The sequence below is a fragment of the Haloarcula sp. CBA1115 genome, assembly GCF_000827835.1.
GTDB classification, from domain to species: domain Archaea; phylum Halobacteriota; class Halobacteria; order Halobacteriales; family Haloarculaceae; genus Haloarcula; species Haloarcula hispanica.
The window spans coordinates 2,493,001-2,508,269 of the sequence record NZ_CP010529.1; the positions used below are offsets into that span (position 1 = coordinate 2,493,001).

The following is a 15,269-nucleotide window of genomic DNA, read 5'->3' on the forward strand; positions in this document are numbered from 1 at the left end:
TCGGAGCCGCTCGCTTTAGCCTGTCGGACTGTTGCGTGTGTCCGGCGCGAAGACGCCCCGAACAGCCTGCTTACCCAACTGGTCTCCCACTGGCCTGCCGGCGACAGTTACGCCTGGTCGCTACGCTCGCGCGTGGCCCACCGACCGAGCGCGCTCGACAGAATCAGGAACGCGGCACCCAGCAGCGGTGCCGGGTCGATCTTCGCTTCCGGTCGCTCGTCCGTGTCCGTCTCAGTGGGCTCCGTCTCCACTTGCTCCAGAGTGTCCGTCTCGGTCTCTGACTTGGGAGCGCCAGATAGCTCCGTACCCGTCCCAGTATCCTGCCGCCGGGACTCGGACTCAGTCCGTGGCATCTCTGTGGCCAGCGACGTTTCCTGCGCCTCTGGAGCCGGCGTCTCCTCGGCGTCTTCTACCGCTGCTGTCGGCTCGAACTCCGTCTCGGCCGGTGATGGCGTGTCGACGCTCGGTTCAGCCGGTGGTGGCGTGTCGTCTGGACGTTCCGTGGCCCATTCCGACGCGTCCTCGTCGGTGCTCCCGGCATCGGTTCCATCGGCGTTGCGGCGGCGGTACCACCAGAGCCCAGCCGTTGCCGCGCCGAGCGCGATGAGGGACAGCCCCGTGCCGAGCAGCCCCCACTGTCGCCACAGCGACCCGAGGCGGTCCGTGAGACTGGGGCCGGAATCCTCGGCCCCGTCCGGCCCCGCCGGTCCCGGTGATGGGCCAGTAGTGGTATCGTCGACAACGGCGACGCCGGGAGCGGCGTCGAGCGCCGAGGCGATGGCGTCTCGCTCCACCTCGACTTCGAGAAACGTGGGTGCGTCCATACGTGACCCGTCGTCGGGCGACTATGTAAAACCCGCTCAGGCTATTCCCGGGCGGGCTCGTACTCGGTGTCGGTCGCCGCGGTCCGCGGTAGGTCGGTCTCCATGTCGACGGCGTCCAGCAGTTCAGAATCCGGGTTCTCTGACTCGCCGAGAAGCGCCTGCAGTTCCCGCTCGTACTCGGCCTCGGAGAGGTCCCCCTCGACGTACCGGCGCGTCAACGCCTCGTGTCGCTCCTCGACTGTCGGCTCCGGCGGTGCGAACACGTCGGAGAGGCCGAGCGACGCGAGCGGTGGCACGACTGATTCGAGACGGGTGAGCCCACCAGCGACACGCTGACTCTTCGGTACCGACGCCCGCCGGGCCAGCGCACGGACCAGCGCGACCGAGAAGACGATGTCGACGCCCACTAGGAGCAATGTGCCAAGCAGGAACCCGGCGAAAGTCTGGATGACCGCGCCGCCGCCGAGAAGCGCCCCGACTGTCGCGACGACACCGACGATTCCCAGCCCGACAGCGCCCAGCGTCGTCAGAACGACGGCGGCGAACAGAAGCAGCAGCCGGTTATCTCTCACCCAGTTCACACCAACGATAGCCGGAGGCCGTTGAAATGGTTTGTGTCAGCGCTCGTTCTCTCGCGACTCCGGATCGCTTTGGGGAATTTCGTCGGTCGCCGGCACGTACGAGCGGCCCGAAGCGGACCACCCGCCCCAGATCCACTCCCGGATGGTGAGCTGGCGCTTGGACCCCTGATCTCGCGCTGTTTCGAGCCGCCGTTCGGTCGTATGGAAGTAGTTGACGACGGTCACGAGCACGACGCCGCCGACGGAGTTGCCGAGAAGTACCGGGAGAACGAACTGCCAGAGGCCGACAGACAGCGCCAGCTCGCCGATGAACACCAAGTAGAACATCTCCGTCGCGGAGACGACGACGTGATAGAGGTTTCCGAAGGGAATCGCCAGGAAGGCGATGTAAATCAACACGAGCCGGGAGATGCTGTCCCGCAGCGAGTAGTCGACCCAGACGACGCCGGCGACGATGAGGCCGGCGAACACCGCCTTCGAGAACAGCGTTAGCTGAGAGGTCGCGATAGCTTTCTGGGCGAAGCCGGCGGCGGCCGCCGCCGCGTCGGCGGAGAGAACGTCGGTCGTCGCCAGCGCGAGCGCGCCGAGCATCCCGCCGAAGAGGTTCGAAATCAGGACGACGACCCAGATACGGAGCAGCGACGGGATGCTCGCCAGCCGTTCGAGGACGAGCGCGACCGGTGGGAGTGTGTTCTCCGTGTAGAGCTGATAATCCCCGAGAATGATGAAGACAAACCCGAGTGGATACAGGAGCGCGCTCAATATCGGGTCGCCGCCGGTCTTCGCGTACAATGACGCGTACAGCATGAACGTCACTGTGATAGCGAACCCGCCCGCGACGCCGGCGAAGAACATCTCGCGAGTCCCGACTGTCACCTCCTCGTCGGCCGCGACGATGATGCGCTGGAAGATCTCGTCCGCGGAGAACCGGTCACGGATGACACTCCCACCCGCTGGGGCACCGCTCCGAGAGACGTCCACAGCGTCGCGGACAGCTTCCTCCCTGTCGTTGTCGTTTGCCATCGGGAGCGGGTTCTAAAGCCTCGACAAAACCTCTTTCGTTGCCGGCTACCGGTTGCGCTGCGGTCCCGCTCAGTCGTGCCGGAACCACCGATAGACTCGTGCCACTCGTCTACCGAGGCTCAGACACGCTCTCGCTACCGCTCAGTCGTGTCTGAACGACCGCTGCCCGGTGAACACCATCGCCATGTCGTGTTCGTCCGCGGCCTCGATGACGCTCTCGTCGTTCTTCGAGCCGCCGGGCTGGATAACCGCCTCGATGCCGGCGTCGGCGGCCTCTTCAATGCCGTCCGGGAACGGGAAGAAGGCGTCCGAGGCCATCACCGCGCCCTCGGCGTCCTTCCCCTCGGCGTGCTCGTCGGCCTTCATCGCGGCCAGCCGGACGGCGTCGACCCGGGACACTTGCCCCATGCCGATGCCGACCGTTTCCGTCCCGTCAGCGAAGAGAATGCCGTTGGACTTGACGTGTTTGAGCGTGTGCCAGGCGAACAGCATCGACTCGATCTGCTCGTCGGTCGGCTCGCGCTCGGTGACGACTTCAAGATCGTCGACTGAGAGGTGCTGGGTGTCCCGCTCCTGAACGAGTCGGCCCCCAACGAGGGGCTTTTCGGTCAGGCTGTCGGTGACCTCGAAGTTCTCGGACCGACCGGACTCGCCCGTCCGGCCGTCCCCGGGGCTCACATCCAGCACGCGGAGATTCTCCTTCTCGAACAGTACATCGAGCGCGGCGTCGGTGTAGCCGGGCGCGACGACGACCTCCTTGAAGGAGTCGATGATCTGTTCGGCGGTGGCGGCGTCGCACTCGCGGTTCAGCGCGACAATACCTCCAAAAGCACTCATCGGGTCCGTCGACAGTGCCTTCTCGTAGGCGTCGGCCACGGAGTCGGCAGTCGCACAGCCGGCCGGGTTGGTGTGTTTGATGACCGCCGCGGCGGGCTCCTCGAACTCCTTGATGAGGTTCAGCGCGCCGTCGGCGTCGTTGTAGTTGTTGTACGACAGCGCCTTCGCACCCTCGTTGAGCTGGTCGGCGTGGACGACGCTGGCCTCCGAGACGGTCGTGTCAGTGTACAGCGCGGCGTTCTGATGGGGGTTCTCTCCATAGCGCAGACTCGATTCGAGGTCATCCGAGACGATGCGGCGGGCAGAGAAGTCTCCGCCCTCGTCGCCCTCTACTGAGACCGTGCCTGCATCCCAGTCGATGGTGACGCGGTCCTCGGCGAACCACTCGATGACGCGCGGGTAGGCGGTGAACTCGCCTTCATAGAGCACGCGCTCTTTGAGACTGTCCTCGTCGTCACCTTCGAAGACGGGAATCGGTTCCTGCGTGACGATGGGGCCGCCGTCGACGCTTTCATCAAGGACGTGGACGGTACAGCCCGTCACCTTCACGCCGGCGTCGAGGACCTGCTCGTGAGCGTTCGCCCCGGTGAAGTTCGGCAGCAGGCTTGGGTGGACGTTCAGCGCGGTCGGTGTCTCGTCGAGGAACGTCTCGCTGAGGACGCGCATATACCCGTCCAGCGTGACGAGGTCGAAGTCGTACTCCGAGAGCGCGTCGAGAACGCGCTCCTCGTGGGACTCGCGCGACTCGTCCGCGTCGTGCTCGACGACCTCGGTCGGGATGCCGCGCTCGGCGGCTGCTTCGAGCACCGGCGCGTCGGCGTCATTGGTCAGAACGACGGCGAACTCCGCCCCGCCCGGGGCGCGGTCCGCGATGTTCATGAGATTTCGGCCGCGGTTACTGGCCATACCGGCGAGTTTCATGTGGGACTGACCGACCGGACCGTGCAAAGTTGTTGCGAAACCCCCGGCCGGTCTGTGGCGTGCGACCGAGCCACATTAGCTATGTCTGTATTCTCGGCGTGTACCGGTTCGGTGCGCATTTGTAGCCCGCCGCCAACTCGCCCGTATGGCGAAGCTACGGTGTCAGCGCGCGGGTGCGGTCGCCGCCGTCGGTGGTGTCGTCTGGGTTGGCTGGGCCGTGGTGCTGTCCGCGACCGGTCAGACCGAAATGAGTACCTCCATCCTCGCCGGAACCGCCCTCTCCGCACTCGGTGTCGTAGCCGGTCACTATGCCATTGAGGATTTCTACGGCGCACGGATGAAGCGGCCAGGGACCATCGGTGCGTGGGCCGGCGGCCTCGGCGGCCTCGTTTTCGCCGTCGGACAACTGGTCCGCCTCCTCTCCGGTGGTGGCGAGGCGGTCATCGCGGTCGGCGTACTCGTGCTGGTCAGCGGGTCGTTACTGGTCACCGTCGGTCTCGTCAGGACGCGCATCCAGCCGCCGTGGCTGGGCGTGTTGCTTGGCCTCGGGACTATCGCGTTCCTCGGGTTCGAAGTCCAGCCAGCGGCGGCAACCGTCTACGGCCTCGCGTGGGTCGCACTTGGACAGGACCTCTATCGCTTTGACCCACCGGATGGCCGCTTTGGCGATGCCGACGGCGACTACGGCTGGCTGAGTTGAGGATTGGCCGCTAGCGGGACAATCTCTTCACTCCCTGTCGAAGGTATTTCGATGTGGATGAAAATATGGTTACTTGATATATGTCATCGGCTTCGGCAGCAGCGGCAGTTATTTAAAATTATTCTGGACTTAGATTGACGCAGCCGAGTAACCACAATATCAGGGGTGCGGACCTCCTCGCTCGCGAAGATATTGTAGCTCAAAAACCATAATATTCATTAGTAAGATATCCTATGTTAATAGTGTAATGCAAGCAGTACTACTAGAAGAGTTTCAGGAGCCGCTAACAGTACAAGAAGTCGAACGCCCCGAACCGGAGCCGGACGGTGCCGTCGCCGAGGTCATCGGCTGTGGTATCTGTCGGTCCGACTGGCACTGCTGGCAGGGGGACTGGGACTGGTTCGGGTACCGGCCTGACCCGCCACACGTCCTCGGTCACGAGCCGACAGGCCGGATTGTCTCTGTCGGCGAAGACGTCGAAAACATCGAGGAGGGACAGGAGGTCGCCATTCCGTTCAACTTCGCCTGCGGGAACTGCGACCTCTGTCGAAACGGGCGGGAAAACATCTGCGAGAACCACATCGGTCTCGGGTTCATGAACCAGGCACCCGGCGCGTTCGCCGAGGAGGTCCACATTCCCAACGCCGACCTCAATGCCGTTCCGCTCCCGGACGACATCGATGCGGAGTCAGCCGCCGGCATGGGCTGTCGGTTCATGACCTCGTTCCACGCGATGGCCCACCGCGCACCGGTCAGTGCCGGCGACGACGTTGTTATCCACGGCTGCGGTGGCATCGGGCTCTCGGCGGTTCACATCGCGAACGCCCTCGGCGGCAACGTCATCGGAGTCGACCTGATGGACGAGAAACTGGAGCGCGCGGAAGACCTCGGCGCTGTCGCCACCGTCAACGCACAGGCGGTCGACGACCCCGCAAAGGAGGTCAGGGACATCACTGACGGCGGGGCCGACGTGTCCGCAGACGCCCTCGGTATCGCAACGACCTGCCAGAACGCGGTGAACTCGCTCCGCAAAGGCGGCACGCACGTCCAGATCGGACTGACCACCAGCGAGGAGGCGGGGATGGTGTCGCTCCCGACCGACGAGTTCGTCGCCAAAGAAATCGATTTCAAGGGCTCACTCGGGCTCCAGCCATCGCGGTACAGCGAAATGCTGGACATGGTGGAATCGAGCAAACTCGACCCGACGGCGCTGGTCGAGGACACGGTCGACATCCACCAGGTACCCGACGAACTGGCCGCGATGAGCGACTACAACACGGTCGGTATCCCGGTCTGCAACGAGTTCAGCAACTAACGACGCGGCCTCCTCTTTCACCCGAATCCCCGCTCCCCACCTTTCTCGCCGTCACACCACGCCTCGCTGCCGCACCGCGTCGCGGTTGCGGGAGAACGACACGCTTTTTCGCGCCTCCCGCGCACACTCGGGTATGACCGAGAGAGGGCCACTGGCCGCCGTTTCGCCGCTCGACGGCCGATACGCCCGCTACACCGAACCGCTCGTCCCGTACGCCAGCGAGCGGGCGCTGATGCGCGCCCGCGTGGAAGTCGAAGTCGAGTATCTCATCGCGCTTGCCGACCTCGACGCCACGCCGCTGTCAATCGACGACGGCCAGCGCGCGACGCTCCGGGCGCTGTACGAAGGGTTCGACGACGAGGACGCGAGCGTCGTCAAGCAACTCGAAACCGAGGGCTACGGCGAGTACGCGGCGACCAACCACGACGTGAAGGCCATCGAGTACTTCATCCGGCTGGGGATGCCCGACGACCTCGACGCCGCCAACTGGATTCACTTCGGCCTGACCAGCGAGGACGTGAACAACCTCGCCCAGCGGCTGCTCGTCAAGCCCGCCGCCGAGGTGGTGCTGGTGCCCGAACTCCGCGAGATTCGGGATACGCTGGTGGAGATGGCCCACACCTACGCTGACGTGCCGATGCTGGCCCGCACACACGGCCAGCCTGCGACGCCGACGACGTTCGGCAAGGAGATGGCCGTCTACGCCTCGCGGCTGGGGCAGGCCATCGGTCGTGTGGAGCGTGCTGCTGAGGGCCTCTCCGGAAAGCTCGCCGGTGCGTCGGGAACCTACGCGGCCCACGTCGCCGCCTACCCCGACGTGGACTGGCCAACGTTCGCCGAATCCTTCGTCGGCGACCTCGGCCTGGAGCACGAACCGCTGACGACGCAGGTCAACCCCTGTGACGACCTCGCGGTCCTGTTCGATGCGCTCCGGGGCGCGAACAACATCCTGCTGGACCTCGACCTCGACGTGTGGCTGTACGTCTCGGACCGCTATCTCGGCCAGGAAGCCGTCGAGGGCGAAACGGGGTCCTCGACGATGCCCCACAAGGTCAACCCAATCGACTTCGAGAACAGCGAGGGGAATCTCTCGAAGGCCAATTCCGACCTCCACTTCCTCGGCGACTACGTCACGAACTCCCGGCTCCAGCGGGACCTCTCGGACTCGACGGTCAAGCGCAACATCGGGGCCGCCTTCGCCCACTGTCTCATCGGCTACAGCAAGTGCCAGAACGGGCTGGCGAAGGTCGTCCCCAACGAGCAGGTGATGCGCGACGACCTCGCCGCGACGCCGGAGATCATCGGCGAAGCCGTTCAGACGATCCTCCGGCGCGAAGGGTACGCCGACGCCTACGAGCAGGTCAAAAAGGCCACTCGGGGCCGCGAGGTCACCATCGAGGACTTCCACGATATGTTTGCCGACCTCGACGTGAGCGACGAGGTCCGGGCCGAACTGGAGGCGCTGACGCCGACCGATTACACGGGGATCGCGGCGCAGCAGGCCGACGACATCTGAGCGCCGCTGTCTCGCCGGTGCTGTTTTCGGGTCGACGTACCACCGCGGGGAACGCAACTATCACGAGTGTGGCCGCCTTCGTCAGGGGTAGATGGTCCTCGGCACTGACACCCGGGTCCTGACGCTCGCGTTCGCTCGGATGGCGGACGCGCTGGGCAACTCGTTTCTCATCATCGTGCTCCCCCTGTACATCGCCAGCGGACAGGTGTCGCTCGCCGGTATCGCCGGCCAGCAGATACTCGGGTTCACCCTCCAGACGGAGACGCTCATCGGTCTGGTGCTCTCCCTGTTCGGCCTGTTGAACAGTTTCGGCCAGCCTTTCACCGGGCGGCTCTCGGACCGGACCGGTAAGCGCCGGATTTTCGTCCTCACCGGGCTGGTGCTGTTCGCTATCGGCAGCGCGGCCTACCCGTTCCTCTCTTCGTACTGGGCAGTCCTCGCTGCGCGGGCGTTTCAGGGCCTTGGCGCAGCCTTTACGATTCCAGCGACGGTCGCGCTGGTAAACGACTACGCGGCGAGTGACGCCGAGCGCGGCGGGAACTTCGGCGTGTTCAACACTTTCCGGCTCATCGGCTTCGGGTTCGGGCCGATAATCGCCGGCGTCGTCATCACCGGCGGACTCGCCGCGAACGACGTGGTGACCTACCGATTCGCCGGCACCGCGATATCCGGCTTCACCGCCGCCTTCGCCATCGCCGTGCTGGGCGCTGTCGTGAGCTTCGTCCTCGTGTGGGCCCTGATTCAGGATCCACCGGTCGATGCCGAAGCGGGCAAAGACCTCTCGATAGCGATTCTGGACCGAGAGGGGGAGGGGCTCGATTCAGTGTTCGTCCTCGGTATCGGCACCTTCCTAATGGCGGCCACTATCGCCCTGTTTGCCACGCTCGAAGGGCCAATTCGGATGCGGCTGGACGAGTCGACCCTGTTCTTCAGCGTCCAGTTTGCCGCCGTCGTCATCGCGAACGTCGTCTTTCAGGTACCCATCGGCCGAGCGAGCGACCGGTTTGGTCGACGGCCGTTCATCGTCGCCGGGTTCGTCATCCTTGTTCCGTCGGTGTTCGCACAGGGTGTCGTGACAGGCCCGTGGAGCATGCTTCTGGCGCGGTTCGTCCAGGGCATCGCCGTCGCGCTCGTGTTCGCCCCGTCGCTCGCTCTTGCCGGTGATCTGGCCGGCGCGAGAGGGTCCGGGACGACGCTGTCTGTCCTGACAATGGCGTTCGGTCTCGGCGTCGCTATCGGGCCGCTGGCGTCGGGCCTGCTGTACAACTTCGGGTCGTTCAGCACGCCCTTCACTGCCGGTGCCGCGCTCGCGTTTGTCGGTCTCGTTCTGACGTACACACAGGTCGAGGAGACGCTGGCCCTCGGGCAGGAACCCGACCAGCCGACACCCCAGGACTGAGCCGGTGACGCAGCCACCCGCTCGGTCGGCCGCCAGCCCGGTGACGACTGACCGGAATGATTAGGATGTACGATTCCGTATAGTGTGGTATGTTCACAGACCGCTCGGATGCGGCGCAACAGCTCGTGGCCGCGCTGCGCCGGCGGGATGTCGTCGGCGATATCGTCGTCACGCTCGCACCGAACGGCGTCCCGGTCGGCAACGTGGTCGCTGACGCGACTGGACTTCCAATGGATGTCATCGTCATACAACGTATACGCGCGCCAAACCACCCTGAGTTGACTATTGGGGCCGTCGCGCCGGGCGGCTTCTCGTGGATTAACAGCCCGATGATGCGGTTCCTTGACGTGAACTGGGAGTACGTGCAGGAGGCGAAGACGCACGCGAGCGACACTGTTGAGTCACGAGCGGTCAACTACGGCGAGACGTGGGGGCCGCTTGACGTGGCCGGCAAACGGGTTCTGCTGGTCGATGATGGGATTCCGACGGGGCGGCGATGCGTGTCGCAATTCAGCGTCTGCGAAAGGCAGGTGCGAACGAGGTTATCGCCGCTGCCCCCGTCGCACCGCCGGACGTGCTCGATGAGGTGCGGCGGTGGGCCGACGACGTCGTCGTCCCGCTAAAACCGGCGGCGTTTCAGGCGACTTCGGACTACTACGAGGAGTTTGACAGCGTGACAGACGAAGACGCAACCACGGCGCTCTCCGACCTCGTCCAGCGGCGGTCGGCGTAGGTCGTGACTTTCCGACTCAGACCAGCCGTTCGACCGTCTCCCGCACGGCTCGCGCGGCCGTCCGAACCTCCGAGAGACGGACGTACTCGCGTTTCGAGTGGGCGACAGCACCCATCTCATCGCTCAGGTCGCCGGGACCGAACACCACGGTCGGCCCGTTGCTCGCGAAATACGAAGCTTCCGTCGCGGCCCGAACTGCCGGACCCCGCCGCCACTTGCTTCCTGCAGCGTGCGGACCAGTTCTGCGTCGGTGTCGGTCGCGAACGCCTCGGGGAACGGCGTATCCGGGCGGATGAGGTCCACGGTGAGGTCCATCGACTCCGGGAGCCACTGTTCGAGGTGGGCCTGCAGGTCGGCACAGAACGATTCGCTCGTCTCCGGCGGGACGCTCCGCCGGTCGAACGTGATGATACACTCTGCCGGGACCTGATTGGTCGCCTCGCCGCCCTCGACCATCGACGGGGTGAGAATGGGGTAGCCGAGCGTCTCGTGTTCGCCGGGGCCTTTCTTGTCGTCATACGACTCCATCGCCTGCAGAACCGGCGCGGCGGCCCGAATCGCGTTGTGGCCGCTGCCGGGGTCGGCGGCGTGGGCGCTCTCGCCGTGAATGGTGACCGTGCCCTCAAACTGGCCGCGAGCGGCGGTACACACGTCGAGGCCGGTCGGTTCGCCAACGATGTAGCCGTCGGCGCCGACTGTGTCTGCAAGGTGTGCGCCGCCGGTCTGTGTCGTCTCCTCGTCGGTAGAAATCGCCAGTGTGACCCGGCCGTCATCGGGCGTCACGGTGAGGAACGCATCCAGCAAGGCCGCGAGCGGGCCTTTCGCGTCACAGGCCCCGCGGCCACAGACGATGTCGCCGTCCCCATCGCCGCCGGTGCCATCAATACTCTCGTCTGGCCCCGGCGGCTCCGTCCGCCGCTCGTAGGGCAAATGCGGCGGCACGGTGTCGATGTGCGTGTTGAGCAGGATATGGGTCCCGTCGGTATCGCCACGGGACGCGACGACGTTACCGAGGTCGTCTATCTCCGGGTACTCGCCGGCGTCTTCGAGCGTGTCGACCAGTAACGAGCGCATGTCGTCGACGCGCTCGTGTGACGGCGTCTCGACGGCCTGCCGGTGGAACGAGGGGATGTCGAACGCCATTACCGCTCCATGCGGGTCACGTCCGCCAGCGTCTCGCGCTCGCGGACGACTCGCGTCTCGCCGCCCTCGAAGGCGATCTCCGCCGGCCGCGGCTGGGAGTGGAATTGGTTGGCCAGCTCGTAGCCGTACGCGCCGGCGTTGCCGATGGCGAGCAGGTCAGTCCGCTCGGGTCGAGCGAGCGGTCGGTCAGTGCAGAACACGTCGGCGCTCGTACAGCAGGGACCGCCGACCGACACCGGTTCGGCCTCCCGCTCCGGCGCGGTGACGTTCCGGATCGGGTGGTAGGAGCCGAACATTGCCGGTCGGATGAGTGTTGCCAGCGAGGCGTCGACGCCGACGACAGTTGCCGCCGGCGTCTCCTTGACCGTGTTGACCTCAGTGAGGATGCACTCGGCGTCGGCGACAACGTACCGGCCGGGTTCGAGTTTGACCTGCGCGTCGAGGTCCCCGACCGCCTCGCGGACCTTCTCGCCGACAGTATCCATGTCCAGCGGCTCGATAGTCTCCCTGTAGGGAACGCCGAAGCCGCCGCCGAAGTCGACGAAGTCCAGTTCCGCGCCGTCGGCGATGACTTCTCGGCCCATGTCGGCGACCTTTCCGATGGCCCGACAGTGGTCGTCGAGGTCGTCGTGAAGGACGCCGCTGCCGGCGTGGGCGTGCAGGCCGACGAGGTCGAACCGCTCGCGCACGTCGGCCGCGACCTCGGGCACCTCGTCGTAGGGAATGCCGAACTTGGCGTCCTTGCCGGTGGCGACCTTCTCGTGGTGGCCCGTCCCGATACCGGGATTGATGCGGATGGCGACCCGGCCGTTGTAGCCCCGCTCTTCGAGGCGGTCGAAGGTGTCCCGCGCGCCCCCCGTAATCGTCAGCCCGGGGTGCTCTGCCGCCAGTTCGACGGCACGGTCGAGGTCGCGGTCCGGCGGATTGACGGCCGTGTACTGGAGCGTGTTCGGGTCCGCGCCGGCGTCGATAGCCCGCTGGAGTTCCCCCCAGGCGGCACACTCGATGTCAGCGCCTGTCTCAAGCAGTTTCGACAGGACGGCCTGACCGGTGTGGGCCTTCGCGGCGTACATGACGTGGGCGTCGGGAAACGCCGCGGCGAACCGCTCGTAGTTCTCGGCGACGCGGTCGAGATCAACGACGTACAGCGGCGTGCCGTGCTCGGCAGCCACCGCCTCCAGACGCTCGTGGTCCCAGTCCGCGAGGCGGCGGACCGGCGGCGAGTCGTGGCTCATTGGGGAAACCACGGTGTCGGCGGCTAACAAGGGTTCCGTTTCGATACACACAGCGCCCCAACTGGCCATCTCTCTATCGGGCGACGGTCGGATGCGGACGGTGCTGCGCAACAATCGTCTGTCGGCGCGTGAGGACTCACCGGTATGTGAGCCGTGCCTGCCGATTCGAGCCAGCAGTACTGTTCCCGGTTACTCTGTGCGTTCTGTCGACCGTTCTCGAACGTGTACGACACCGTCGTTTGTCACATCAATGCGGAGTGGCACCTGCACCGTGTCCTGCTGAATCGCACCATCGACGGCGTCATCGACGAGTTGCAACAGATTCGAGGAGCCGTAATTGACCTCCACACCGGCCTCATCACAGGCGGCATACACCGTCGGTGGAATATCGTAGATATCGGTCCCGGCTTCGATGTCAACACAAACGGGTGCGGTCAGGGTGTTTGCGAAGGCGACCGTCTGGCGTGCTTTTTCGACGTTTTCTCTCGCATTGCGCTCGATACTTGAAATATTCGCGCGTGACGTGCCGAGCAACTCCCCGATATCGCTCTGACGGACATCGTTTTCGCGGAGCGCAAGTACCTCCGCTTGCCGGCGCGTTAGCACGCTCTCGTCCGCATCAAAGCCGACAGCAGCGAGCAGTTCGTCCGGGTCGATTCGTTCATCCATAGCCACAGGTCGGTAGCTGGACTGAAAACAACGTTGTTGCCAGCCGCGAGCGGCCATCCCTGGCCGTACTAAGTAAGGTGGACTGACCCTGAGCGACAGCACAGACTGCTGACTGCCGAGTTCACTGTTCGGTAACGGACACAGCGCCTGGCGACTGCCAGCGGGTCACGTCGCCGCTTGGGTGGCGTGCCATGACAATCGATTCGGCGTCGTGTGACCGGGCGAACCGCTTTACCATGGCCGTTTCGGTGAAGTCATCCGGGGCATCGATATACACACGTCTGGTCAGCCCATCTGTATGCAGTGACACCCATCCGGCCAGCGCCAGTTCGGTTTTGGGGTCTCGTGTCCCCGCAGCAGCGTCGGGCACCACTGCCCGGAACAGCCGCTCGTGCATCCCTGACGGGACGACGTATTTCGTCCCGTCGGGGGCGATGGACACGTTGGCGGCTTCAATCTGTCCGGGAGGGACTTGCGGGAACGGGACGCTCACATCAATCGAGTGAAATATTCACCGTCTTCGTCTGCGTGTAATGTTCGATCGTTTCCTCGCCGATCTCTCGACCGATTCCCGACTGCTTGTATCCGCCGAACGGCTGGCCTGCCGGGAAGTCGTTGTAGGTGTTGACCCAGATGTTCCCCGCTTCGATGTCTTTTGCACACTGGTGCGCCTTCGAGAGGTCTTCTGTGAGGACTCCTGCTGCGAGACCGTAGTCGACATCGTTAGCCAGTTCCATCATCTCATCGTACTCGCTCCAGCTGAACACTTCCTGAACCGGGCCGAAGATTTCTTCCTGGACCGGTTTGCTGTCGTGGTCAATCTCGTCAATAAGTGTCGGCGCGACGAAGCAGCCATCCGAAAGGGCTTCGTCGTCCGGCTGACTCCCTCCGGTGACGAAAGCGGCTCCTTCCTGTTCTGCCTCCTCTATGTAGCCCAGCGTCCGCTCGACCTGCTCTGCGGTCACTTTCGGGCCGAGGTCTGTCGCCTCCAGCAGTGGGTCATCTACAGTTAGGTCCTCGGCTGCAGCCGCAAGCTCATTCAGGAACTCGTCTTTGATGTCTTCATGGACGAACAACCGTGACCCGGCACAGCAACACTCACCGGTGTTAAAGAAGATTGCCGTAATCGTCGTCTGGACAGCCTGTTCCAGGTCTGCATCGGGGAACACAATGAGTGGACTCTTTCCGCCCAGTTCCAGCGTCACGTCGGTGATGGTTTCGGCGGCGCTTTGCATCACTTTACTCCCGATTTCTGTCGATCCAGTGAACGCTAGCTTCCGGATGTCAGGGTGTTTCGAGAGCGGCTCCCCTGCCTCCGGACCGAACCCGGTGACGACGTTAACGACGCCGTCGGGAATCACATCTTCCGTAATTTCCATCAGTTTGAGAATACTCAGCGGCGTCTCCTCGGCAGGCTTCAGTACGACGGTGTTACCGGCCGACAGCGCCGGGGCGAGCTTCCAGGCCGCCATCAGCAACGGGAAGTTCCACGGGATTATCTGTCCAACAACCCCATACGGCTCCCGGAGCGTCTGGACGTGCCGGCTGTCGTCAGTTTCAATGGTCCGTCCCTCGCCCGACCGAGCGAGACCTGCGAAATACCGGAAGTGGTCGATAACGAGGTCAATATCGATCCGAGCCTCGCTAATCGGTTTCCCGTTATCTAAACTTTCGAGCTTCGCGAACTCCTCGCTGCGCTCCGCAATGGCATCTGCGATACTATCCAGCATTGCCTGGCGTGCGCCTGTAGACATATCGCTATATGTCTCGTCGTAGGCGTCCCACGCGGCTGCAACCGCGCTATCAATATCCTCGGCTGTGCCGGCTTGCACTTCCGCAAGCGGTTCACCGGTTGTCGGGTCTATCGTTTCGAATGTCTTCCCGGCGCTACTCTGGACCCATTCCCCACCGATGTACAGTTCCCGCCGATCCGGCAGCACCTCGTTTGCCGCCTGTTCGTGACGCTTCTTTATCGCTGACTTCCGCTCGGTTGCGCTCTGCTGCTTGCTGTCACTAGACATATCTACGGCAAATATTTCATGCTATCAATACTTAAAGTTTCAGGGTGGTGTAGCCAGTAGCGATTACAAAAACTCAGAATTCGGCCAAAAAGAAACCACCATAGGTTTCACCCCACCTAATACACGCTCGATATGTCGCCTGTGAGACCGCTGGAGAGCGTCGTCAGGAACCGCTGTCGTCTTATAACTAAAATCACATACCGATACAGAAACGCTCGTTTCGGTCCAGTCCCAGAGGCCGATGTCCACGTTTCGAGGGCCGCTACTCCGCGCACCCCACTCTCTCTGCGTGCGTCTTCTGGCTCCATTGTTTTCAGTGTCTCCTCTCCATCGGCGACGACAACACCGCGGC

The 15,269-nt window shown here is 64.1% G+C and carries 14 protein-coding genes and 1 pseudogene; 6 read left to right on the forward strand and 9 right to left on the reverse strand.

The genetic code is table 11. The features are described 5' to 3' along the window. Nucleotides 1-107: 107 nt before the first annotated feature. The 4 genes from SG26_RS12475 to purH form a co-directional block, all read right to left on the reverse strand. Complete coding sequence (locus SG26_RS12475; protein WP_050037730.1) at nt 108-824, reverse strand: hypothetical protein; 717 nt, start codon at nt 822-824, stop codon at nt 108-110. A 41-nt stretch (nt 825-865) separates the two neighbouring features. Beyond that, nucleotides 866-1,405: a hypothetical protein gene (locus SG26_RS12480; RefSeq protein ID WP_050037731.1), complete on the reverse strand. Its 540-nt coding sequence runs from the start codon at nt 1,403-1,405 to the stop codon at nt 866-868. Between the two features lie 36 nt (nt 1,406-1,441). Then, nucleotides 1,442-2,428 carry a formate/nitrite transporter family protein gene (locus tag SG26_RS12485; RefSeq protein WP_014039856.1) on the reverse strand — a complete coding sequence of 329 codons (987 nt, stop codon included), beginning with the start codon at nt 2,426-2,428 and terminating at the stop codon, nt 1,442-1,444. A 141-nt stretch (nt 2,429-2,569) separates the two neighbouring features. Next, nucleotides 2,570-4,186 (reverse strand): bifunctional phosphoribosylaminoimidazolecarboxamide formyltransferase/IMP cyclohydrolase, encoded by a 1,617-nt coding sequence (purH, locus tag SG26_RS12490; RefSeq protein ID WP_050037732.1) that lies wholly within the window; start codon nt 4,184-4,186, stop codon nt 2,570-2,572. Between the two features lie 145 nt (nt 4,187-4,331). Between purH and SG26_RS12495 the strand changes: the two genes are divergently transcribed. From SG26_RS12495 to SG26_RS21980, 6 genes are all read left to right on the forward strand, one after another. After that, a complete protein-coding gene (locus tag SG26_RS12495; protein WP_004963012.1) occupies nt 4,332-4,886 on the forward strand; it encodes a hypothetical protein in 555 nt (184 codons plus the stop codon). A 247-nt stretch (nt 4,887-5,133) separates the two neighbouring features. After that, a complete protein-coding gene (locus tag SG26_RS12500; protein WP_050037733.1) occupies nt 5,134-6,201 on the forward strand; it encodes a zinc-dependent alcohol dehydrogenase family protein in 1,068 nt (355 codons plus the stop codon). A gap of 133 nt (nt 6,202-6,334) precedes the next feature. Next, complete coding sequence (purB, locus tag SG26_RS12505; RefSeq protein ID WP_050037734.1) at nt 6,335-7,717, forward strand: adenylosuccinate lyase; 1,383 nt, start codon at nt 6,335-6,337, stop codon at nt 7,715-7,717. 91 nt (nt 7,718-7,808) lie between these two features. Continuing rightward, a complete protein-coding gene (locus SG26_RS12510) occupies nt 7,809-9,116 on the forward strand; it encodes an MFS transporter (protein WP_050037735.1) in 1,308 nt (435 codons plus the stop codon). A gap of 89 nt (nt 9,117-9,205) precedes the next feature. Then, on the forward strand, nt 9,206-9,739 hold the full coding sequence (locus SG26_RS12515; protein WP_255355519.1) for a phosphoribosyltransferase: 534 nt from the start codon (nt 9,206-9,208) through the stop codon (nt 9,737-9,739). Then, nucleotides 9,703-9,849, forward strand: a complete 147-nt coding sequence (locus SG26_RS21980) for a hypothetical protein (protein ID WP_255355520.1) — start codon at nt 9,703-9,705, stop codon at nt 9,847-9,849. The genes SG26_RS12515 and SG26_RS21980 overlap by 37 nt, the downstream gene beginning before the upstream one ends. Nucleotides 9,850-9,865: 16 nt before the next feature. Here SG26_RS21980 and SG26_RS12520 read toward each other — a convergent pair. The 5 genes and pseudogenes from SG26_RS12520 to SG26_RS12540 form a co-directional block, all read right to left on the reverse strand. After that, a pseudogene (locus SG26_RS12520) lies at nt 9,866-10,992 on the reverse strand (M20 family metallopeptidase). Then, a complete protein-coding gene (gene lysA / locus SG26_RS12525) occupies nt 10,992-12,227 on the reverse strand; it encodes a diaminopimelate decarboxylase (RefSeq protein ID WP_050037736.1) in 1,236 nt (411 codons plus the stop codon). Before lysA ends, SG26_RS12520 begins: the two are co-directional and overlap by 1 nt. 189 nt (nt 12,228-12,416) lie before the next feature. After that, nucleotides 12,417-12,953 (reverse strand): Tfx family DNA-binding protein, encoded by a 537-nt coding sequence (locus SG26_RS12530; protein ID WP_079980824.1) that lies wholly within the window; start codon nt 12,951-12,953, stop codon nt 12,417-12,419. A gap of 64 nt (nt 12,954-13,017) precedes the next feature. Next, a complete protein-coding gene (locus SG26_RS12535; RefSeq protein WP_014039866.1) occupies nt 13,018-13,389 on the reverse strand; it encodes a hypothetical protein in 372 nt (123 codons plus the stop codon). Between the two features lies 1 nt (nt 13,390). Next, nucleotides 13,391-14,917, reverse strand: coding sequence for an aldehyde dehydrogenase (locus SG26_RS12540; protein ID WP_014039867.1), 1,527 nt, complete (start codon nt 14,915-14,917; stop codon nt 13,391-13,393). Between the last annotated feature and the right edge of the window lie 352 nt (nt 14,918-15,269).